Raw genomic sequence first — 19,064 nt, 5'->3', positions numbered from 1 at the left:
AGATGTCAGGCCAGGTTCTTGCCCCGGTCGAGCCGGGCGTGCGCGAGGACGCCACCGGCTTCGACCTGCTGGCGCCCGAGGGCACCGCCTACCGCGTGGACCTCACCACAGGGGTGTTCGACCAGGAGAATCCGCTCCTCGCACGCGCACTCATGGGCCGCAGGGTCGTCGCATTCGTCAGCCCCACGATCGAGGGACTGCACGGTGACCGGCTGCGCGCCTATCTCAACGCCCATGTCGATCCGGGGGACTGGAGTGTCCACACGCTGCGGACCGGCGAGCAGCACAAGACGCTCGCCGCCGCGGAGGACGTCTGCGCCACCGCCAAGGCCGCCGGACTCGACCGTCATGGGGTGATGCTGGCGGTGGGCGGCGGAATAGTCGCAGACGTCGTCGGCTTCGCCGCGTCCATGTACGCGCGCGGTGTCCGCTACGTCAAGGTCAACACGACGCTGGTGGGGCAGGTGGACGTCGGTGTCGGTGTGAAGACCGGTGTCAACGCCCTGCGCACGAAGAACATGCTGGGTGCCTACCACCCGGCTCACGCCTCCATCAATGATCCCGCGTTCCTCACCACGCTGCCCCCGCGTGAGATCCGCTGCGGACTCGCGGAGATCGTGAAGATGGCGGTGATCCTGGACGAGGAGCTGCTGCGGACCCTTGAGGATCACCCGGACGTCTTCCTCGGCCGGCCGTCCGCCGACGGCCGGCTGGAGGAGTATGTGCTGCGGACGTCGATGCGCCTGATGATGGAGGAGCTCTGCCCGAATCTCCGCGAGCACGAGCTGGCGCGCCTCGTCGACTTCGGGCACACCTTCAGTCCGGTGATCGAGACGGCCGGCAACCACCGCCTCGAGCACGGGGAGGCGGTCGCCGTCGACATGGCCCTCTCGGCACACATCGCACGGCTGCTCGGGCTGGCGGACGCGGACACGTGCGAGCGGATCGTGCGCCTGCTGCGGCGCATCGGGCTTCCGGTCTTCGACACCCTCACCTGCACACCCGAACTGATGAACCATGCGTTGCGGGCATCCTGGGAGCGACGCGGGCGCAAGCTGCACCTGGTCGTGCCGACGGCACCGGGCAAGGCGACGTTTGTCGAAGAGCTGGGGGACGTCCCCGAGTCGTTGCTGCGCACGGCTCTGTCAGCGCTGGCGCGGGATACGGAGGGGCACCATGTCTGAGGCCGTGGACGGCGGGGCGGTGCGCAATCTGCGCGAACTGTTCGCGCCCAAGGAACACGACCACGGTGGCCTCGGCACCATCCTGGCGCACCGGGTCTACGCCCGTCGGAGCGGGCGGCGCGGGGCCGAGTTCGTCGATCTGGCCGTACTGCCGCCCGGCACCTCGATCGGCCGGCACCGGCACGGCGCCGACCGGGAGACGTATGTCGTACTCGACGGCAGCGGGTTGATGTTCCGGGACGGCGAGCACTTCCGGGTCGGCGCGGGCGATGTGATCGCCAATCGCCCGTTCGGCGAGCACGGCCTCGTCAACGACGGCCCGGGGGATCTGCGACTGCTCGTGTTCGAGGAGCCGGAGGCCGCGCGGCCGCGCACCTCCCCCGCCGCGTCCGGGGAGGCGACGGCGTGAACGTCATCGACACCGAGGCTCCTTTCGTCGTGGTGGACGTGGGCGGCACCACCCTGCGCATCGCGGACTACGATCCGATGACCGGCGCCCTGTCCGGTACACGCCGCACGCCCGTCGATGGCATGGCCCGCGACCCGAACGCTCCCGTGCCCGTGCTGCAGGAACGCGTCGTCGAACAGTTGGCCCGAGAGATCGGTGCCCGAACCGCGCGGGACGGCGGCCGTTGCGCACCGCGCACCGTCGGCGTGGCCTTCGCCGGGCCGGTCACCGCCGACGGCCTCGTCCTGGCCGCCCCCACGGTCTGGGGCGGACGGAGCGAGCCACTGCCCCTCGGTGCCCTGCTCACGGCGCGCGTCGGCGCCCCGGTCGTCGTCGTCAATGATCTGACGGCTGCCACCTGGCGCTACGCCGCCACCGAGAGCCGGCCCTTCTGCCTCATCACGGTCAGCTCCGGCATCGGGAACAAGGTCTTCCGCAACGGCGAGGTCCTGCTGGACCCGGGCGGCCACGGCGGGGAGTTGGGGCACTGGACCTACGACGCCTCCCCTGACGCCCTGCCGTGCGACTGCGGGGGCCGCGGCCACCTGGGGGCGATCGCCTCCGGCCGCGGTGTGCTCGCCGCCGCGCGACGGGCCGCGGTGACCGACCGGGGGGCGTTCGCCGCCTCCCGGCTGTCGGCTCTCGCCCACGGCCGTCCCGAGGCGATCGACAACCGTGCCATCGCCTCGGCGGTTCGGGCGGGCGACGCCTTCGCGACTGCCGTCCTGCGCACCACCGTCACTCCCCTCGCCCAGGCGATCGGGTCCGTCTTCACTTCGATCGGCATCTGCCGCTACCTCTTGATGGGCGGCTTCGCGCTGGCCGTCGGTGAGCCCTACCGCAGGCTGCTGGTGGCCGAGTTGACCCGGCTCGGCTGTTTCGGTCTGGACGCGGACGCCATCGACGCGATGGTGGCGCTCGGTGCCGCCGATGACGATCACGGCCTGCTGGGCGTCGGCCGCCTGCTCGGCGCGCGCCTGCCCGCCGGGGCCGGGCAGGTGGTCGGATGAGCACCGTCCTGGTGATAGGCAGCGGCTTCGTCGGCACCGGCATCGCCCGGCATCTCGCAGCCCACGGGCACACCGTCACCCTGGCGTCGCGCGGCCGGCCCTCAACGTCGCCCACGACGTACGGGGCACGCTGGGCGGCGCTGGACGCCACCGTCCCCGAGGCGTGCGACAGGCTTCTGACCCGACTGCGTCCCGACGGCGTGGTCCTGGTGCACGGCCCGTCCGACGTGACCTGGTGCGAGGAGCATCCGGGTGAGGCCGAGCAGGCTCACGCAGCGGTAGCGGGCAACGTGGCATCCCTGGCCCCGGGGGCCCGTGTCGTGCTCATCTCCACGGACAACGTCTTCGACGGCTCCTTGCCGCACAACACCGAGTCCACGCCGGTACGGCCCGCGAACGCATACGGCCGCGCCAAGCTCCGTGCCGAGCAGATCCTGCTGGCCACGGCGGCCGACGCCGTGGTGCTGCGCGTGAGCCTCGTCTACGGCCACGAGCCGGCGGGCGCGGGGAAGTGGCTGAACTTCTTCGCGTCCTGCGCTCATCAACTGTTGCTGGGTGAAGCGGTGCACGCGCCCGACGACCATTGGACGACCCCGGTGACCGTCTCCGACGTGGCCCGGGTCACCGCCTCCGTGCTCTTCGCCCCTGCCCCGCTGCCCGAGGTCCTCCACCTCGGCGGTCCGGACCGGGTCACCCGGGCCGAGTGGGCGCTGACGATCGCCGACCTGCTGGGCGCGCCGCGGAGGTTGGTGGTCCCGGTCCCGAAGGCCGCGACGCGGTACGCCTCCCGGCCCGAGAACGCGTGTCTGACAAGCACGTCGCTGCCCGGCCTGCTCGGTCTGCCCCCGGTCGACGGTGTCGCCGCCGGGGCGCGAAAGCTCGTCACCGCTTTCACGGGGCGCCACGCGATCAGCCGGACACCTCCGGGGACAGGGCCGGTGTCGACGGAACCGGACCGGGAACGCGGGTGAAGCGGGCACCGGTGAGCTCGAGGGCCGCCGGCCGCCCGTCCTGATCCCGGAGCACCCGCAGTTCCTCTCCCACGTACGCGCCGTCCAGTCCGGTCAGACCGCCCTGAGGAGTGGTACCGAACCGGCTGGCCGGAGCGCGGAAGCGGGAAGGCTTGGTGCGGGTGCTCACCGGTTGCAGCAGCACGCTGCCGTCCGCCTCCATCTGGATGGCGTGCGGACGCGGGCCCTGGTACCAGTAGCCCGTGAGGTCCAGAAGGTGGGGCGGCAGGTTTTGCGGCGCCCACTCGTCGGGCAGGGGCAGCGTCTGCTCACCCACGATGTCGAGCAGTTCCAGGGCCCGGCTCGGGCTCAGCCCGGTGCTGGCGTTGCCGACGATCACTGCCCCCGTCCGGCGTTCTCGGTCCACCCAGATCGTGGCCAGGAATCCCGGTATGCCGCCGGGGTGTCCGATCAGAGTGCGTCCCTGGTGCCGTACCGCCTGCAGTCCCAGTCCGAATCCGGCGCCGGGCTCGTCCTCGTGGGCGGACAGCCGGGTCGGTTCGGCCATTTCGGCCAGCGTGTCCGGGTGGAGCACCTCGGCGCAGTCGCCCAGGAGGAACTCCGCCCACCTGGCGAGGTCCGCCGGCGTGGACCACAGCGCCCCGGCGGCGGCCATGGCGCGGGCGTCCTGGACCTCTTCGGCCACGAGCGTCGGCGCCCACGGGTGCACGCTCCATCCCGGAGCGGCCTCGGCACCAGGGTCCGTGCCCGTCCCTCTCATGCCCAATGGGGCGAGAACCTCCCTGGCCAGCACGTCTGCCCAGGGCTCCTGCCGAACCCTCTCGATCACCGCGCCCAGAAGGGCGTACCCGACATTCGAGTAGTGGAAGCGCTCCCCCGCCGCGCAGAGAACCCCGGCCCCGCGCCGCAGCGGATCGGCCGGCCCCTGTCCGCTGTACGGCCAGTCACAGCCTGGCGTCATGGTCGTCAACCCCGCGGTGTGACTCAGGAGTTGCTCAAGGGTGCGGTCTCCGATTCCGGTGCCCGGCAGATACCGGTCCAGCGGGTCGTTCGTCCTGAGCTCACCCCGGTCCCGCAACCGCATCACCAGAACGGCTGTGAAGGACTTCGTGAGCGACCCGATCCGGTACTGCGTGTCCAAGGTCGGCGACCCGCCACCCACCCGTCCGCGGACGCCGGTCCAGGCCGTCCGTCCTTCGACCAGGGCACAGCCCGCGACGGACGGGACCCGCCCCAGGGCTTGGGCGCGAGCGAGCCGGCTCAGGAGCAACTTCCCGGTTCCGCCCATCGGTTGGGCCGTGGGATCGGCGGACGGCTGAGGCAACGGAGCCATGGGGGACACTCCCGTCGTAGGTCTCGCACGGACGCCCCGACTTAACCAGCGACCACACGCACACTGCAAGAGATTCCCAAAAGATGCAGCAAGAACTTGCTCTCGACCATCCACCTCGCGCCCACTCCGGACCGTGACGCAATCTCCGACGGGTCTCGACGTGAGGTAGCAACCAGTTGAAGCGGGACAGTCCATCACTCATGGCCGAAAGTTTTTGCAGCAACTTGCGCAAGAGCGGTCACCGGCTCAAGGATTCGTCGCATGTCCCGCATGAAGCGCGTGAAGCGCACCCTCGCCCTCGCCGCCGTGAGCGCGGCCGGCCTGCTGATGACCGTGGCGGCCACCCCGTCCGTCGCGGCACCCGCCCAATCGCCCGCTCCGGCGTGCGTGGAGTACTACCAGAGCTGGCGTTACACGGACGTCGTCAACAACTGTGCCGAGACCGTGGCCGTCACCGTCGAGTACACGAACGGCCAGGACGCTCCGTGCCGCGTCATCGCACCCGGCGCCTGGGCGACCTTCGCCGGCTACGGCACGGACGGCAACTACGCGATCGCGGTGCGAACGTGCGAGCCGTCCGTTGCCGAGGTAGCCCCGTAAGAACTGCTGAAGCAACCATGCGCCTCACGCGGCCGTCGATGACCGAAGCCGCCTCCTCCTCAGCGTTCGCCCTGCCGGCCAGTGCGGGCGCGGGCGTCGCGATGGCGGCTGGTCATCCGGCCAGGTGCTTGCCGAAGAAGTCGGTGAGCTTGGCGACGGCAGCTGTGACGTGTTCGTCCCTGTCGTACAGGTCGATGTGCGTGGCGCCGTCGATGACGAACAGTTCCTTGGGTTCGGCCGCCCGTTCTATCGCTTCCCGGCTGAAGTACGCGGTCTCCGCCTCGGAACCCACGATCATCAGCAAGGGGCGGGGGGCGATGAGCCGGATCATCGCGTAGGAGTCGTACTGGGCCAGTTGGTCGGCGCTGCGCAGGACCCACCCCTGGACCGCTCGAGGGTGGTATCCGCGCGGGGTCCGGTAGAACTCGTAGGTCTCCCGGAACTGCCGGGTGCCAGTCGCCGGCATGTCTTCGGCGTCGTCGGGGATCCACGCCACTGTCTCCGGAGCCTCGCCGCGAGCCTCGGCGGTACGCGCCGCCGCGGCCCGGTCGAGCAGGGCCGTGAGGACCGCGGGGTCCTGGGCGCGGCCCAGCCCTTCACGGATCACGGAGCCCATGTCTCCGGCACTGACCGTGGCGACGGCTTTGACCCGGTGGTCGGTCTGCGCGGCGTAGGGGACGTATCCGCCTGACGCGCAGATGCCCAGTGCACCGATCCGGTCAGGGTCGATGTCGTCACGGGTGGTCAGGTGAGTCACGGCGGACTTGATGTCCTCGGCCCGCTGGAAGGGGTTCTCCAGTCCTCGCGGCTCGCCCTCGCTCTCCCCCTGGTAGGCGGCATCGAAGACGAGCGCGGCAAATCCCTCCCGGGTCAGGCGCTCGGCGTAGACACTCGGGCTCTGCTCCTTCACACCACCCCCCGGGTGGGAGATCACAATGGCCGGCAGGCGGGCGTCGATGCGTTCGTCGGGGGTGAAGAGAATCCCGGCGACGGCGAGATCGTTGCTGGGAAACGTGACGTCGGTCTTCACGGTCTGTGTCTCCTGTCGTGCGGGTGGGTAAGGAAGTGGCCGCGAACGGCTGGGAACGCTCCGTGCAGTCCTCGTCCTCACCGACAGTCGCACGCGGCTCAGGGTCGGGTAAGGGGCTTCTTCTGTCCCAGGACTGTGCTGTCCTGGGACACGCCAGGCCCCCTGTCACGGGGTCGGCGCGCTGTCACACTGGGGCGCATGAGCAGCAGTAACGGCCATGTCAGCGAACTGGGCGCTTTCCTGAAGGCGCGGCGTACGGAGCTGAGCCCGGCCGAAGCGGGACTCCCTGGTTCCGCCGGCAGGCGCAGGGTCAAGGGTCTGCGCCGCGAAGAGGTGGCGTTGCTCGCGTCGATCAGCCCGGACTACTACACGCGCCTCGAACAGGGCCGCCGCCGGGCGTCCGAACCGGTACTGGATGCCCTCGCGCGTGTCCTGCGGCTCGATGACGGTGAGCGCGCCTACCGGCTCGAGTTGTCGGGCCGGGACACAGCGCGGCCGCGTCGGCGCACCTCGCAGAAGGTCCGGCCGCAGCTACGGCGCCTCTTGGACGACCTCTGCACCACGCCTGCCGTCGTCCTGGGCCGGCGTACGGACATCCTCGCCTGGAACGCCATGGCGTCCGCCCTGTTCATCGACTTCGCGCGGATTCCGGAAAGGGACCGCAACTTCGTACGACTGATCTTCCGTGAGCCGGCCGTCAGAGCGCTGTACGCGGACTGGGAGTGGGCGGCACGGATGACCCTGGCACAGCTGCGCATGGAGGCCGTCCGCGATCCCGAGGACCCACGTCTCACCGAACTTGTCGGCGAACTGTCGGTGCAGGATCCCGACTTCCGGCGCTGGTGGGGTACCCACCGGGTCGCGGCCCAGAGATCCGGCACGAAAGTGCTGGACCATCCGGTCGTCGGCCCGCTCACCCTCGACTGGTCCTTCCTCACCTCCACCGACGATCCCGACCAGCAGCTCATCACCCTGACCGCCGAACCCGGCACGACGAGTCACGACCGCCTGCGCACCCTCGCCTCACGGACCTCGGGAGCCCACGACCGGCCGTAGGCAGAAGTGCTCGCCCGGACAGCTCCTCCGCGATGGCGGGGGCCTCATGGCCGTCCGCCAGCAGGGTGAGAACCTGACGCTCTCGTCCCGACAGAGGCGGCATCGCCTCGGGGCCCGCCGCCCGGTGACGCAGCGGCGTGACCGGGGGCGACCTCTCCAGCACGACGACGAGCCCTCCGCGCAGCACGGTTAACGGCATGCGTTCCGGGCGGCTGGTGCCGCTCCCCCTCCCTGGCCGGCGAACCACTGGTCAACGGTATGCCGGAATGCCGCGCGGTCTGGATCAAGTCCGTCTGCACAGGCGACCCTGCGCCGGGAGCCGGACGGCACCTTCCCTCATCCACTGGGACACTGCCGTCCGCGAGATCGCCGCCCGCTGAAGACCGTGCGGCACCTACGGCGGCCAACCGATCTTCTTCTACGGCGGCGGACAGGGCAACCAGCGCGGCGGCGCTACAGCGGCGCCCTGCTGCGCGGCCTTGGCGCCCGCTACCGTTCCAACTCCCTCGCCCGGCAAGGCGGCCTCCAGTGAAGCGTGCGTCGTCGGTCACCTCTGCTACGCGCTCCGGAGGGGTACGAAGGACTGAGCCTCCTCGTCAGTGGGAACTCGGCCTCGGCCAGGACCAGGCCTTGAGAGGGCCGTCGAAGACATCGACGCTCAAACGGAACAGGGCTCGATCAGTTCGCGGCATGGTGAATGATGGACTGGCCGTCGGTGGCGGTGATGTCGATGTCGGACAGGTCCACGTCACCTGCGCCCACCCGGACCGCATCCGCTTCTCGTCCCGTGGCGTGGATGCCGCCGGTGACCCTCAGGGTCCCCACCTCGCCGTCGATCTCGACCGTCGTCAGGTGGTCCCCGCTCGTGGCGATGCGCCCGTCAACCGTGGCCGTACCGATCCGACCACCTTGTTTGACGCTCAGGGCCACCGCGGCCAACTCCACCTGCATTCCCCGCACCAGGCTGAGCGTGGTGATCGGGGCCTGCACGTCGAGGCTGCCGAGGACGCCGAAATTGACGAACCCGATTCCGCTGGGGCCGTGCGAGGTCACCGGTGCGGTCGCCGTCCACGTCTGCACCTGACCCCAGTTGTCCAACACCATGTCGTTCTGCCCGTACGTGGTAACCGGCCCGCAGTTGAGCACTTGGCCGACCACGGCACCCGAGATGACAAACACCCCGCCGCTGATCAGGTCCGTTGTCCCGGCGGGGATCCCGCCGTCGGTGTGGATCTCTCCGGTACGCAGCGTGTTCACCCGCACCGTGCCCCCGTCTGCGACCCCGTCCCAGTCGCCGTGCCCGCCGACGAAGACGCCGCTGCCGCGCACCGGACGCTCGGGGCAGCGTACGGTCACGCTCTCCAGAATGTTGTCCCGCGTCAATCGCACGCCCTTGGCGCCGAACTCCAGAACGCCGCCGCGCAACCGTACTCCTGGTGCAAGCGTCACCATCGGCATCCCGCGAACCACACCGTTGACGGACCCCTCACGCTCACGGGAGCGAACACGACCCTGTCGCCGGTATCTCCCTCCGTGTCGAGCTTGTCGTCGGGCGATACAGCGTTGATACGGGCCCGAGCCGTGCCGGATGCCCCGAGACCACGGTTGGAAGGCACAATGCCTTCGGAACGGGATGTCGTCGCGCGCCGACGGTGTCCGGCCGTGGGTGACAGGGAAGGAAGGGCCGGAGTCGGTGAGTGAAGGTGATGCCCCGGTGCCCGTGGCGATTCTCCTGGTCGAGGACGACGAGGTCATCCGCAGGTCGGTCACGATGGCTCTGGAGCGCTACGGCTACCGTGTCGCCTCCGCCGGTGACGGGCTGACCGGGCTGGAGCTGTTCCGGGAGGGCCGCCACGATCTGCTGCTGCTCGACGTGATGCTGCCCGGGCTCGACGGCATCGGCCTGTGCCGTCGCGTCCGGGAGACCAGCATGGTTCCCATTCTGATGATGTCCGCCCGGGGCGATGCCCTGGACGTGGTCTCCGGCCTGGAGGCGGGCGCCGACGACTACGTGGTCAAGCCCGTCGACACCGCCGTGCTGGTGGCCAGGATCCGCTCGCTGCTGCGGCGGGCCGTCTACTCCCCCGGCGCCGCCCCGCCAGCCGCGAGCCCGGAGGAACCGGCCGGCGATCGAGCCGGGGAGCACAACCTGCTCGTCTTCGGCGACCTGTCCATCGACACCGCGGGCCTCGACGTCTCCGTGGCCGGCCGGCCGGTCGCGCTGGCCCCCACCGAGCTGCGCCTGCTGCTGGAGTTCGCCGCGCATCCCGGCACCGTCCTCGACCGGCAGACCCTGCTGCGCAACGTGTGGGACTACGGCTGGGACGGCGACAGCCGCGTCGTCGACCTGTGCGTGCAGCGGCTGCGCAAGAGAATCGGAGCCGAGCGCATCGAGACCGTGCGCGGGTTCGGCTACAAGCTACGGCGCTGACGTGAACGTCGTGCGTGACCTGCTCAACTGGCGTTCGCTCCGCTGGAAGATCGTTCTCCTCGTCGCTGTGTGCTGCGGCGCCGTCGCGCTGACCGTCGGGAGCCTGGTGCACTCCAGCACCCTGGCCCGGTCGATGAACGACGGCGGCGCCAAGGCCGTCACGGCTCTGGCCCGGGCGCTGGAGGACTACGAGCGGGACGGCGTCCCGCCCACCGCACTCAAGGTGTCGCCCGGGGAGATGCCCGACGAGCTGCTGCGCGAGCTCCGCGACCGGCAGGACTTGAGCGACGGATACGCCACCTGGTACGACGCGGACGGCCCAGGCGACCATCCGTCGATGTGGGCGGCGCGGACGTATCGCGGCGAGCCCGTCGCGCTCGAGGTCGACATGACGTCCGACCTGCTCACGAGGCGCGCTTTGGACCGACACATGTGGAAGTACTCGCTGCTCGCCCTGGCCGCCGTCGTCCCTGTGTCGGCGCTCGCCGCGGAACTGCCGCACCGCAGACTGCGGAGGGTGGCACAGACCACACGCCGGATCGCGGCCGGTGACCTGACGGCCAGGACCGCGGACAACCGTGGCAGCGACGAGATCACCGACATCTCGGCCACGGTCGACTCGATGGCCGACAGCTTGCACCAGAGGCTGCTGAGCGAGCAGCGCTTCACCGCGGACGTCGCCCACGAGCTGCGCACCCCGCTGATGGGCCTGCTCACCGCAAGCGAGCTGCTCCCCGAGGGGGAAGCCACCGATCTCGTTCAGGACCGAGTGCGGGCCTTGCGCACGCTGGTCGAGGACCTGCTCGAGATCTCGCGCCTGGACGCGGGTGCCGAGCAGGCCGAGCGAGAGCGCGTTCCGCTCGCCGAGGCGGTTGCGGACTCGCTGGCCCGTACCGGTCTGGAGACCGGCCTCGCCGCGACCGGTGCCGGGTACGCCGAGACCGACCCGCGCCGACTCGACCGGATCGTCACCAACCTGGTCGTCAACGCCCACCGGCACGGCCGCGGACCGGTCACGGTGACAGTCGCGGGCACCACGGTCACAGTGCGCGACCACGGTCCGGGGTTCCCGCCCGAGCTGCTCGCCGACGGACCGCAGCGCTTCCGTACCGGGACGCCGGAGCGCGGTCGGGGACACGGACTCGGGCTGACCATCGCGCTCGGCCAGGCCCGACTCGTCGGAGCCTCTCTGGCCTTCGACAACGCGCCCGACGGCGGCGCCGTCGCCACCCTCCGCCTGCCGGTCGCCGGCTGACGCGGGTGCCGGGGGACGAGCCCCGTGGCACATCCCTGCCTCGGCACTGATACAGAACCGATGACCGGGTGCGCGGGAGCCGAGACATGGTCACGGCCGCGCGGACATCGGCGCCACCCACAGTGACACCGTGCGTGAACGCCACGCACGGTGACCCCGTGGAGGTACCACCCATGCGCCCGCCGACCGACCCCGCCGAGCACGGCACCCTTCCCGGCGCATCGGAGCGGCCCGATCCCGTGCGGCATCCGCACGGCCTGCCCCGCGGGCTCCCGCGCCGTTCCCGGCTCGTCGCCGCAGGAGCCGCGGCTCTGATCACCGTGGCGGTCCTGGGCACCGTGATCAGCGTCGGCGGCAAAGACGGCGGGCCCGGGACCAGCGGCCCCCTCAGTGGCGGGAAGCACGAACCGGGGGTCACGTCGCTGCCCTGGCCGCGCGAGGGCCAGGCCGCCGTACGGCTCGAAGGATTCGGCGACCGCGGTGACCTCGGCACCCACGGCCCGAACCGTCCCGTGCCGATCGCCAGCGTCACGAAGGTGATGACGGCGTACGTGATCCTCCGCGACCACCCGCTGCGCAGGAGCGAGTCCGGCCCCCGGATCACCGTCGACCGCCAGGCCGCGGACGAGTCCGTCTCCGGCATCGAATCCAGCGTTCCGGTCACGCAGGGACAGCGGCTGAGCCAACGGCGGCTGCTGGAGCTGATACTCGTCCCCTCTGGCAACAACATCGCCAGGCTGCTTGCCCGTTGGGACGCCGGATCACAGGAGGCGTTCGTCGGCAAGATGAACCGGACGGCAGCCGGCCTCGGCATGACCCGGACCACGTACACCGGGGCCAGCGGCTTCGAGCCCACGACGACGAGTACCGCGGCCGACCAGCTGAAGCTGGCCCGGCAGGTCGTGCGCGACGAGGTCTTCCGCTCCGTCGTCGCCCAGTCGCACACCGTCGTCCCCGGCACGTCCCGCACTCTCGACAACACCAACGCCCTGCTGGACACACCGGGCGTGGTCGGGACCAAGACCGGCTCCAGCACTCCGGCGGGAGGCGCGCTGATGTGGGCGGTCACCGTCCCCGATCGCCGCGGACGGCAGCACCTCGCCCTCGGTGTGGTCCTGCACCAACGCGCGGGCACCAGCCCGCAGGAGGGCCTGCGAACAGTCTTCGACTGCAGCCGCGCACTTGTCGAGGCGGTACGGAGCCAGGTGGCCACAGCACCGTCGCCGACGGTCGACGTCGCGTCCGGAAGCCGGTGAGCCGAGCGTGGCCACACTTCCCGCCGCATTCTCCGCCTCCGTCTCTTCATCCGCCTCTGCCATCCTTTCTTCCCCTTCCACCCGTTCCGGCTCCACCGATCACGCAGAACGCGGTTCCACGGCTCCCCAGGGGAAGGACCCCGGCACCCGCCGCCGACGCCGGGGACGGATCATCGCCCTCCTCGCCCTCCTGCACTCGCTCGTGATGCTCGGGCACCGATACATCCCGAACCGGCCGGGTCATCTCGGCAGTCTCGTCGAGACCTTCCTGCCCTGGACCGGCCTGGCGGTGCCGCTGCTCCTCGGGTACGCGGTGATCCGCCGCTCCCCCACCGTCGCCGTGGCGGCACTGCTGCCCGCCGTCGTCTGGTGCGCGCTCTTCAGCGGGACACTCGTCGACAAGCGAGCCGGCGGCGGGAACCTGACGGTCGTGACCCACAACGTCAACGAACACAATTCGGACCCGGCGCACACCGCTCGTGCCCTGGCCGACTCCGGTGCCGACGTGCTCGCCCTCGAAGAACTGGGGGACGACACGCCGGTCTATCGCAGGGTCCTGGCCGCCGAGTACCCGTACCAGTGGGTGAGGGGCACGGTGGGCCTGTGGAGCCGCTATCCCCTCTCCGACGCGCGCACGGTCGACATCGCCCCCTGGCCCCGCGCACTGCGCGCCACCGTCCGCACCCCGCGCGGCCCCGTCGCCGTGTACGTCGCCCACTTGCTGTCCGTGCGGATGAGCACCACGTCGGGTTTCGGGACGAGCGCGCGTGACGACGCCGCCGGCCGTCTCACCGCCGCGCTGCGGGCGGAACCACTCCCCCGGGCCCTTCTCGTGGGCGACCTCAACGGCACCACGGACGACCGCGCCCTGTCCGCCCTCACCTCCGGGATGACCTCCGCACAGGACGCTTCGGGCGCCGGGTTCGGGCTGAGCTGGCCGGCGTCCTTCCCTCTGACGCGGATCGACCACATCCTCGTACGCGGCATGCAGCCGCGCTCGGCTTGGACCCTGCCCGCTACCGGCAGCGATCATCTGCCGGTGGCGGCATCCGTGCGGCTGTCCCCCACCACGGCGCGGCCGGACCAGCCCGGCCGCAGCCAACGCGCAGCACCGTGAGACCGCGCGCGCAGCACTGGGGGTACCCGAGGACAGCAGGGTCTTTCTGTGGGTGCCTACGTTCCAGCTTTCCCAGCGCCGCGGTGCAGTTGTGGCGGAAGAATCGCGGTAGAACGGGACTCGTTCGTCGCCTTCGCCGGTCGGAAGCGGGCGGCGGAGCACGCCACCCGAGTCCGAGGAGTTGCGGCGACAGAGGCGCTGCGTGCCGGATCGTGTTCGTCACCAACTCCCCGAGCGTCAGAATGGCCGGCCCGACAGAGGGGTGGTGTGGGTTCACTCCCCACTCGGCCAGCACGGATTCCAGGGTCTGCCTGGCGAGGCGGACCGCGGCCGGGGTGGTCGGCACGGTCAGCGCATGACGGTAGGGCAAGGATTCGAGCTGCGAGGTCAGGAGCGACGGCGAGGCCGCGTCAGCAGACGCTCCCGTCCTGACTCACGAACCCGGAACGGAGTGTCTAGACGTACACGGTGTAGACGTGGCAGGAGCTGCATCCCTTGATCTGTGCCCTGTCGAACTTGCCGCTGGGGCTGGTGCGCTTCACGCTCGTGTTGCTGTGCGTCCAGCTCCCCCACGCGTCGCCGTGGACGCGCATCCAGACGTGGCCGTCGCAGGAACCGTTGTTGCCCTTGGCCGCGACTGCCTTGGTGGTGCTGAGGCTGATGGCGTAGGTGGTGTCACAGGAACGCGTGAACTGTCCGAAGCCGTCGGTGAAGTAGACGTCGGTGTCCGCGGACGCCGTGCCGGCGGTGAGCATGACGGCTGTGGCCGCGGCTCCCAAGGTGGCGGCGATGCGCTTGCGCATGAGGGTTCCTCCCCGTATTGACCATGTGTGGCTGGTGGTCGGACGACCGCGGCCAACGTAGAGGACCTGCCGCTCAGAGAGTGCCTACAACTTTCCAGGGAAGGCATATGGCAGTGACAAAGCAGCTCCGATCGCGTCCTTCTCGCAGACCCCACTGGTCACACGGCACTGGCACCAGCCAAGGCAGCCCAACGACGAAGGGCCGCGACCACGCGGTCGAAGCGGGCCCTGCGCGAATCGCGATGGTGTGCGTGGCAGCCGCCACGGTGCTGGCCGCGTTGGTGACGGGGTGGCGATGAAGGTGATGAGCGATGTCCCCCGCCCGGCATCGCGCCTCTCCGGGCGCCTCCGCACAACCGGCACGACGCCATGACCGGAGTTCTGGGACATTCACCTGTCGGACATCCGTCCGTCGATGCAGAGTTGCCGCCATGTCGCCCGCGCTCCGCGTGCTCTTGTGATCGTTCGGTGGTGTCCCGTCCACTTCTCGACCGAGGAGAAATTCTTGCGCCCGTTCACTAGACGCCGTTTCGGTGCCGTCGCGGTGGCCGCATCCCTCGCTTTCGCCGCTGGTGCGGCATCCGGCACTCCGGCAGGTGCTGCCGCACCGCCCGTGGTCGTCCCTCGGGCCGAGACCGCCGCGCTGTTCGACGACGACGAGGGCGGTAACGCGAACGCCGACGACCCGGCGATCTGGCGCAACTCCGCCGACCCGGACGCCAGCCTCGTCATCGCCACGGCCAAGGAGGGCGGCCTGCGGGTCTACGACCTCGACGCCCGGCAGGTGCAGTCGGTCCCCGCGCCCGCGGCACCCGGCGCGGACGACGCCCCCGGCCGCTTCAACAACGTCGACCTGGTGCACGACACGGCCCTGGGCTCCGGCACCACGGACCTGGCGGTCGTCAGCGACCGCGGCAGCGACAAGCTGCGCATCTACCGCGTCGACGGCGACCGGCCCGGCGCCCCGCTCACCGACGTCACGGACCCCTCGGCGCCGTGGATCTTCTCCGGCTCGCAGGAGGAGGTCAATGAGGAGAGCACCGCCTACGGCCTGACCACCTACACCGACTCCGCGACCGGCAAGTCCTACGCGCTCGTCAGCCAGAACGCGACCACCCGCATCGCGCTGCTGGAACTGACCACGACGAGCCGGGGCACGGTGTCCTACCGGAAGGTCCGCACCCTGGACCTGCCCGCCGTCTTCACGATGCCCGACGGCACGAAGTGGTCCCCCTGTGGCGATCCCGGCGAGGGCCCGCAGGTCGAGGGTATGGTCGTCGACCAGGAGACGGGCACGCTCTTCGCCGGGCAGGAGGACGTGGGCATCTGGCGCCTGCGGGCCGACCTCAAGGGTGATCCCGTCCTGCAGGACAAGGTCCGTGAGTACGGTGTGCCGGCCACGTACGACGAGGCCTCCGACGAGTGCCTGGCGGCTGACGACCCCGGCTTCGGCGGTGACCGGATGTCGGCGGACGTCGAGGGCCTGACCCTGCTGAAGCAGGACGACGGGGACGGCTACCTGCTCGCCTCCAGCCAGGGCGACGACACCTTCGTCGCCTACGACCGTGAACGCTCCGACGACTACGAGTACGAGGGCGGCTTCCGGGTGGGTGCCGCTTCCGGGTCGCTGGACGGCTCCGAGGAGTGCGACGGCGCGGACGTGCTCGCCGAGCCGCTCGGCCGCAGGTACCCGGACGGCCTGCTCGTCGTCCAGGACGGCCACATGGCCCCGGAGGACGGCGACCGGGAGGCCACCGGCTTCAAGTTCGTCGACCTCGGCGACGTCCTGGAGGCGCTCGACGACTGACAGCCGCCCAAGGAGTGAGCGGCGGGCCGCCCGCACGGACGGCCCGCCGCTCACCGTAGCCAAACCCTCGCATGGGACCGCACGCGCGACTCACGACGCGACAGCCGTGGAGGGCCACTCGAGCACTGCTGGTCCGCATCCGTGGCGGCCGCCGGCTGCAGAGACCGAGCACCTGCGGCTACTGAAGACCAACGTCGACTTCGTCGCCCTCGCCCGCTACTGGAAGACGCTCCGGCAGGGCGTGCAGCCCGTGGGCGCCACCGCGCATCACGTGACCGAGTACCTGGGCGAGGGTCCGATCAGAGCTCGCGCGCAAGGGTGCCGCGGATCTGGGGCTGAGCATCGGGGCCTACCTGGCCCGACTGGTGCAGGGCGACAGCCGTTCGAGCAGCCGGTCTACGAGGGCGCCTACGCCGGGGCCGCCGCCCTGGCGCACACACTGGGCCCGCACCCCGAGGCGGGCCGTGACCGCGGTTGCCCTGTCGGCGCGGCAACCGCACACACCAGCTTCGGCCGCTGTGCCTCGGCGGCCAGGGATGCCACCGCAGGGCGGCAGGCCCGGGGGCACCGGCTCACGCGTCGAGTGCCGCCCGGTCCTCCGCAGGCTTGGGGCGGTCGACGAGGCCGGCGACCTGGACCCGGGAAGTGACGCCCAGCTTCGTGAGGATGTGCTCGACGTGGGTGTCGGCCGTCCGCTTCGAAATGACGAGGCGTTCGGCGATCTGCCGGTTCGTGAGACCCTCGACGATCAGGTCGGCGACCTCGCGCTCGCGCGGCGTGAGGGGTCCCAGCGCGCTGCCGTTGACCACGTCCGGTGGCGGCGACGACGCGGTGCGCTGCCCGTGTCCGCAGGCGATGTTGACGAGTTCCGACACCTCCAGCTTCGCTCCGTGCGCGTAGACCTGGGTGAAGCGCTCGGCTCCCAGGCGGAGCATGAGGGCGTTCTCGGTCTCGGTGCGCAGGTTGGTCAGCGCTCGCACCCCCCACAGGGTGGTGCCGACCTGCCGCCAGAGTGCCGTGGAGCCGCCCAGCAGGATCGCGGCGTGCTCGTGGTCCTGTTCGGCGCACGCGACCCAGGACAGAAACTCCACGGTGGCGGCCAGGCTCATGGTCTCGCCCTGGTCGAGGGCGGACGGCAGCACCCTGCGCCCCAGTTCCCGGCTCTCCGCGAACTTGCCGTCCGCCCACAGCGCCAGCACCTGGGCGATGGTCAGATAGTTGCGCGCCCATCGCTCACGCGGCAGGGGCTCCAGTTCCCGGAGGCACTCGTCGGCGTCGCTCAGGGACTGGGTCGGATTGCCATGGGCGGCGTGGAACACCGCGGTGTTGAGGTAGCCGGCCACAAGGGGGTGCAGATCGCCCGAGGCCCGCAGCACCCGCCTCGACTCCTCGTACGACGCCATGGTGCACTCGACGTCCCGGCTCCACATGAGCATCTCGTAGGTCTCGACGTAAAGGGCCCGGGCACGCAGGAAGTCGTCGTCCAGTAACTCGGCCACGGCCCGGCAGCGCCGCACCGTCTCCTGCGCAGCCCGGTCCGCCTGGAGGAGGCCGAAGTAGGACCCGTAGTACAGGGCTACGCCCTGCTCAACGGTCGGCTCCGGCTCGGCCGCCAGGGCCTTCTCGATCCAGCGTCGCGCCTCGGTCAGCCTACTCCGGCCCAGCCACAGCCCGTGCAGGCCGTTCACCAGGCGGAAGGCGGCCTGGTCTGCCGGGTGGGCGATGGCGAAGTCCATGGCGACCCGGAAGTTGTCGAAGTCGGCGGCGAGCCGTCCTCCCCACTCGAGTTGCTGGTCGCCCAGCCACTCTTCGCCGGCCCGCTCCGCCATGCGCAGGAAGAAGTCCTGATGGCGCCGCGTGTACTCCTCCGTACGACCGTTCTGCTCCAGTTGTTCGGCCCCGTACTCCCGGATGGTGTCCAGTAGGTGGTAGCGGTATTCGAGGACGCCTTCCGTGCGCTGCACCACCGACTTGTCCACCAGTGCGCCCAGGAGGTCGAGCACGTCCCGTCCCTCCAACTCGCCTCCCGAGCCGACCTCCTCAGCCGCCGCCAGGGTGAACCCTCCGGCGAACACCGAGAGTCTCGCCCACAGCTCCCGCTCGGCCTCCGAGCACAGGCTGTGGCTCCACTCGATGGTGGTGCGCAACGTGTGGTGGCGTGCTTGTGCGGTCCGCACTCCGGCCAGGAGCCGGAACCGGTCGTCGAGTCGCCCCAGGATCTGTTCCAGTGGCATGGTCCGCAACCGCACGGCGGCCAGCTCGATGGCCAGAGGGATACCGTCCAGGCGCCGGCAGAGCGCGATGACTTCGGAGCGGTTCTCCTCGGTGAGCGAGAAGGAGGGCAGCGCGGCCTTGGCCCTGGAGACGAACAGGGCCAGCGCGTCGTTGTCCTGCTCGTTCGCGTCAGCGTCCGGGCTGGGCATCGGCGGGATCGGCAGGACGAACTCGCCGGGCAGCGCGACGGGTTGCCTGCTCGTCAGCAGAAACACCAGTCCGGCGGAATGGCTCAGAAGAATGTCGACGAACATGGCCATCGCCTCGACCAGGTGCTCGCACGTGTCCAGCACCAGCAGGGCGTGCTTGTCGGAGAAGTGGTCGATGAGCTGATCCATCGGCTCAGTGGAGGCGACCTCCGGCAGACCGACGGCGGAGGCAACCGTGTTGGGCAGGAACTCGGCGTCCCGCAGGCCGCTCAGCTCCGCGACGCTGACGCCGTCCGGGAAGTCGACTGCCAACTGGTGTGCGGCCCGAACCGCCACCCGG

General features: G+C 70.5%; 16 protein-coding genes and 1 pseudogene. 11 read left to right on the top strand and 6 right to left on the bottom strand.

Features of this window, described 5'->3' with window-relative positions; translation table 11 throughout:
* The first annotated feature begins 2 nt into the window (after window positions 1-2).
* Genes ACFYZ3_RS12710 through ACFYZ3_RS12695 form a run of 4 tightly spaced genes read left to right on the top strand, consistent with a single transcriptional unit; the run spans window position 3 to window position 3,613 of the window.
* Window positions 3-1,184: a sedoheptulose 7-phosphate cyclase gene (locus ACFYZ3_RS12710; protein WP_054101757.1), complete on the top strand. Its 1,182-nt coding sequence runs from the start codon at window positions 3-5 to the stop codon at window positions 1,182-1,184.
* The gene (locus ACFYZ3_RS12705; RefSeq protein ID WP_125634031.1) at window positions 1,177-1,593 is read left to right on the top strand and encodes a cupin domain-containing protein; all 417 of its coding nucleotides are present in this window, start codon (window positions 1,177-1,179) and stop codon (window positions 1,591-1,593) included. The genes ACFYZ3_RS12710 and ACFYZ3_RS12705 overlap by 8 nt, the downstream gene beginning before the upstream one ends.
* The gene (locus ACFYZ3_RS12700) at window positions 1,590-2,642 is read left to right on the top strand and encodes an ROK family protein (protein WP_007388270.1); all 1,053 of its coding nucleotides are present in this window, start codon (window positions 1,590-1,592) and stop codon (window positions 2,640-2,642) included. The genes ACFYZ3_RS12705 and ACFYZ3_RS12700 overlap by 4 nt, the downstream gene beginning before the upstream one ends.
* Window positions 2,639-3,613, top strand: a complete 975-nt coding sequence (locus ACFYZ3_RS12695; protein ID WP_388515950.1) for an SDR family oxidoreductase — start codon at window positions 2,639-2,641, stop codon at window positions 3,611-3,613. The genes ACFYZ3_RS12700 and ACFYZ3_RS12695 overlap by 4 nt, the downstream gene beginning before the upstream one ends.
* Here the strand turns inward: ACFYZ3_RS12695 and ACFYZ3_RS12690 are convergent.
* Entirely contained in the window at window positions 3,552-4,901 is a 1,350-nt protein-coding gene (locus tag ACFYZ3_RS12690; protein WP_158002317.1) for a serine hydrolase domain-containing protein, read from the bottom strand. The two genes, ACFYZ3_RS12695 and ACFYZ3_RS12690, sit on opposite strands and share 62 nt — an antisense overlap.
* Window positions 4,902-5,207: 306 nt before the next feature.
* Here ACFYZ3_RS12690 and ACFYZ3_RS12685 point away from each other — a divergent pair, with 306 nt between their 5' ends.
* Window positions 5,208-5,546 (top strand): alpha-amylase, encoded by a 339-nt coding sequence (locus ACFYZ3_RS12685; protein ID WP_007388238.1) that lies wholly within the window; start codon window positions 5,208-5,210, stop codon window positions 5,544-5,546.
* Window positions 5,547-5,658: 112 nt separating this feature from the next.
* Here ACFYZ3_RS12685 and ACFYZ3_RS12680 read toward each other — a convergent pair whose 3' ends face one another.
* Window positions 5,659-6,576, bottom strand: a complete 918-nt coding sequence (locus ACFYZ3_RS12680; protein WP_007388216.1) for an alpha/beta hydrolase — start codon at window positions 6,574-6,576, stop codon at window positions 5,659-5,661.
* A 198-nt stretch (window positions 6,577-6,774) separates the two neighbouring features.
* On the opposite strand from ACFYZ3_RS12680, the gene ACFYZ3_RS12675 reads away from it, so the two are divergent.
* Complete coding sequence (locus ACFYZ3_RS12675) at window positions 6,775-7,632, top strand: helix-turn-helix domain-containing protein (RefSeq protein ID WP_388515947.1); 858 nt, start codon at window positions 6,775-6,777, stop codon at window positions 7,630-7,632.
* A gap of 678 nt (window positions 7,633-8,310) precedes the next feature.
* Here ACFYZ3_RS12675 and ACFYZ3_RS12670 read toward each other — a convergent pair.
* Window positions 8,311-9,090, bottom strand: a complete 780-nt coding sequence (locus ACFYZ3_RS12670) for a hypothetical protein (RefSeq protein WP_228956026.1) — start codon at window positions 9,088-9,090, stop codon at window positions 8,311-8,313.
* A gap of 262 nt (window positions 9,091-9,352) precedes the next feature.
* Between ACFYZ3_RS12670 and cseB the strand changes: the two genes are divergently transcribed.
* The 4 genes from cseB to ACFYZ3_RS12650 all read left to right on the top strand — a co-directional run bounded on the left by cseB (window position 9,353) and on the right by ACFYZ3_RS12650 (window position 13,691).
* Window positions 9,353-10,063, top strand: coding sequence for a two-component system response regulator CseB (gene cseB / locus ACFYZ3_RS12665; RefSeq protein ID WP_176156289.1), 711 nt, complete (start codon window positions 9,353-9,355; stop codon window positions 10,061-10,063).
* A 1-nt stretch (window position 10,064) separates the two neighbouring features.
* The gene (locus ACFYZ3_RS12660; RefSeq protein WP_054101752.1) at window positions 10,065-11,318 is read left to right on the top strand and encodes a HAMP domain-containing sensor histidine kinase; all 1,254 of its coding nucleotides are present in this window, start codon (window positions 10,065-10,067) and stop codon (window positions 11,316-11,318) included.
* Window positions 11,319-11,491: 173 nt separating this feature from the next.
* Window positions 11,492-12,574, top strand: a complete 1,083-nt coding sequence (locus tag ACFYZ3_RS12655; RefSeq protein WP_388515946.1) for a D-alanyl-D-alanine carboxypeptidase family protein — start codon at window positions 11,492-11,494, stop codon at window positions 12,572-12,574.
* 205 nt (window positions 12,575-12,779) lie between these two features.
* On the top strand, window positions 12,780-13,691 hold the full coding sequence (locus ACFYZ3_RS12650) for an endonuclease/exonuclease/phosphatase family protein (RefSeq protein ID WP_054101750.1): 912 nt from the start codon (window positions 12,780-12,782) through the stop codon (window positions 13,689-13,691).
* Window positions 13,692-13,869: 178 nt separating this feature from the next.
* Here ACFYZ3_RS12650 and ACFYZ3_RS12645 read toward each other — a convergent pair.
* Both ACFYZ3_RS12645 and ACFYZ3_RS12640 read right to left on the bottom strand, forming a co-directional pair.
* Window positions 13,870-14,082: pseudogene (locus ACFYZ3_RS12645) on the bottom strand (ATP-binding protein); the annotation flags it as partial.
* A 64-nt stretch (window positions 14,083-14,146) separates the two neighbouring features.
* Window positions 14,147-14,494, bottom strand: coding sequence for a hypothetical protein (locus ACFYZ3_RS12640; RefSeq protein WP_007388218.1), 348 nt, complete (start codon window positions 14,492-14,494; stop codon window positions 14,147-14,149).
* A gap of 505 nt (window positions 14,495-14,999) precedes the next feature.
* On the opposite strand from ACFYZ3_RS12640, the gene ACFYZ3_RS12635 reads away from it, so the two are divergent.
* A complete protein-coding gene (locus ACFYZ3_RS12635; RefSeq protein ID WP_042822089.1) occupies window positions 15,000-16,301 on the top strand; it encodes a phytase in 1,302 nt (433 codons plus the stop codon).
* A 572-nt stretch (window positions 16,302-16,873) separates the two neighbouring features.
* Here the strand turns inward: ACFYZ3_RS12635 and ACFYZ3_RS12630 are convergent.
* Window positions 16,874-19,060 (bottom strand): ATP-binding protein, encoded by a 2,187-nt coding sequence (locus tag ACFYZ3_RS12630; RefSeq protein WP_388515943.1) that lies wholly within the window; start codon window positions 19,058-19,060, stop codon window positions 16,874-16,876.
* Window positions 19,061-19,064 lie beyond the last annotated feature (4 nt).

The sequence above is a fragment of the Streptomyces sp. NPDC001599 genome (assembly GCF_042893535.1).
In the GTDB taxonomy this organism is placed as follows: Bacteria; Actinomycetota; Actinomycetes; order Streptomycetales; family Streptomycetaceae; genus Streptomyces.
The sequence above is the reverse complement of the archived record's forward strand: the minus strand, read 5'-3'. Positions and strand labels throughout refer to the sequence as shown.

Excerpts from the sequence above, each read along its gene's own strand:
- ACFYZ3_RS12690 (WP_158002317.1), bottom strand. The coding sequence starts at position 4,901 with ATGGGCGGAACCGGGAAGTTGCTCCTGAGCCGGCTCGCTCGCGCCCAA.
- ACFYZ3_RS12685 (WP_007388238.1), top strand. The coding sequence starts at position 5,208 with ATGTCCCGCATGAAGCGCGTGAAGCGCACCCTCGCCCTCGCCGCCGTG.
- ACFYZ3_RS12710 (WP_054101757.1), top strand. The coding sequence starts at position 3 with ATGTCAGGCCAGGTTCTTGCCCCGGTCGAGCCGGGCGTGCGCGAGGAC.
- ACFYZ3_RS12705 (WP_125634031.1), top strand. The coding sequence starts at position 1,177 with ATGTCTGAGGCCGTGGACGGCGGGGCGGTGCGCAATCTGCGCGAACTG.
- ACFYZ3_RS12695 (WP_388515950.1), top strand. The coding sequence starts at position 2,639 with ATGAGCACCGTCCTGGTGATAGGCAGCGGCTTCGTCGGCACCGGCATC.
- ACFYZ3_RS12650 (WP_054101750.1), top strand. The coding sequence starts at position 12,780 with ATGCTCGGGCACCGATACATCCCGAACCGGCCGGGTCATCTCGGCAGT.
- ACFYZ3_RS12670 (WP_228956026.1), bottom strand. The coding sequence starts at position 9,090 with ATGCCGATGGTGACGCTTGCACCAGGAGTACGGTTGCGCGGCGGCGTT.
- ACFYZ3_RS12655 (WP_388515946.1), top strand. The coding sequence starts at position 11,492 with ATGCGCCCGCCGACCGACCCCGCCGAGCACGGCACCCTTCCCGGCGCA.
- ACFYZ3_RS12675 (WP_388515947.1), top strand. The coding sequence starts at position 6,775 with ATGAGCAGCAGTAACGGCCATGTCAGCGAACTGGGCGCTTTCCTGAAG.
- ACFYZ3_RS12640 (WP_007388218.1), bottom strand. The coding sequence starts at position 14,494 with ATGCGCAAGCGCATCGCCGCCACCTTGGGAGCCGCGGCCACAGCCGTC.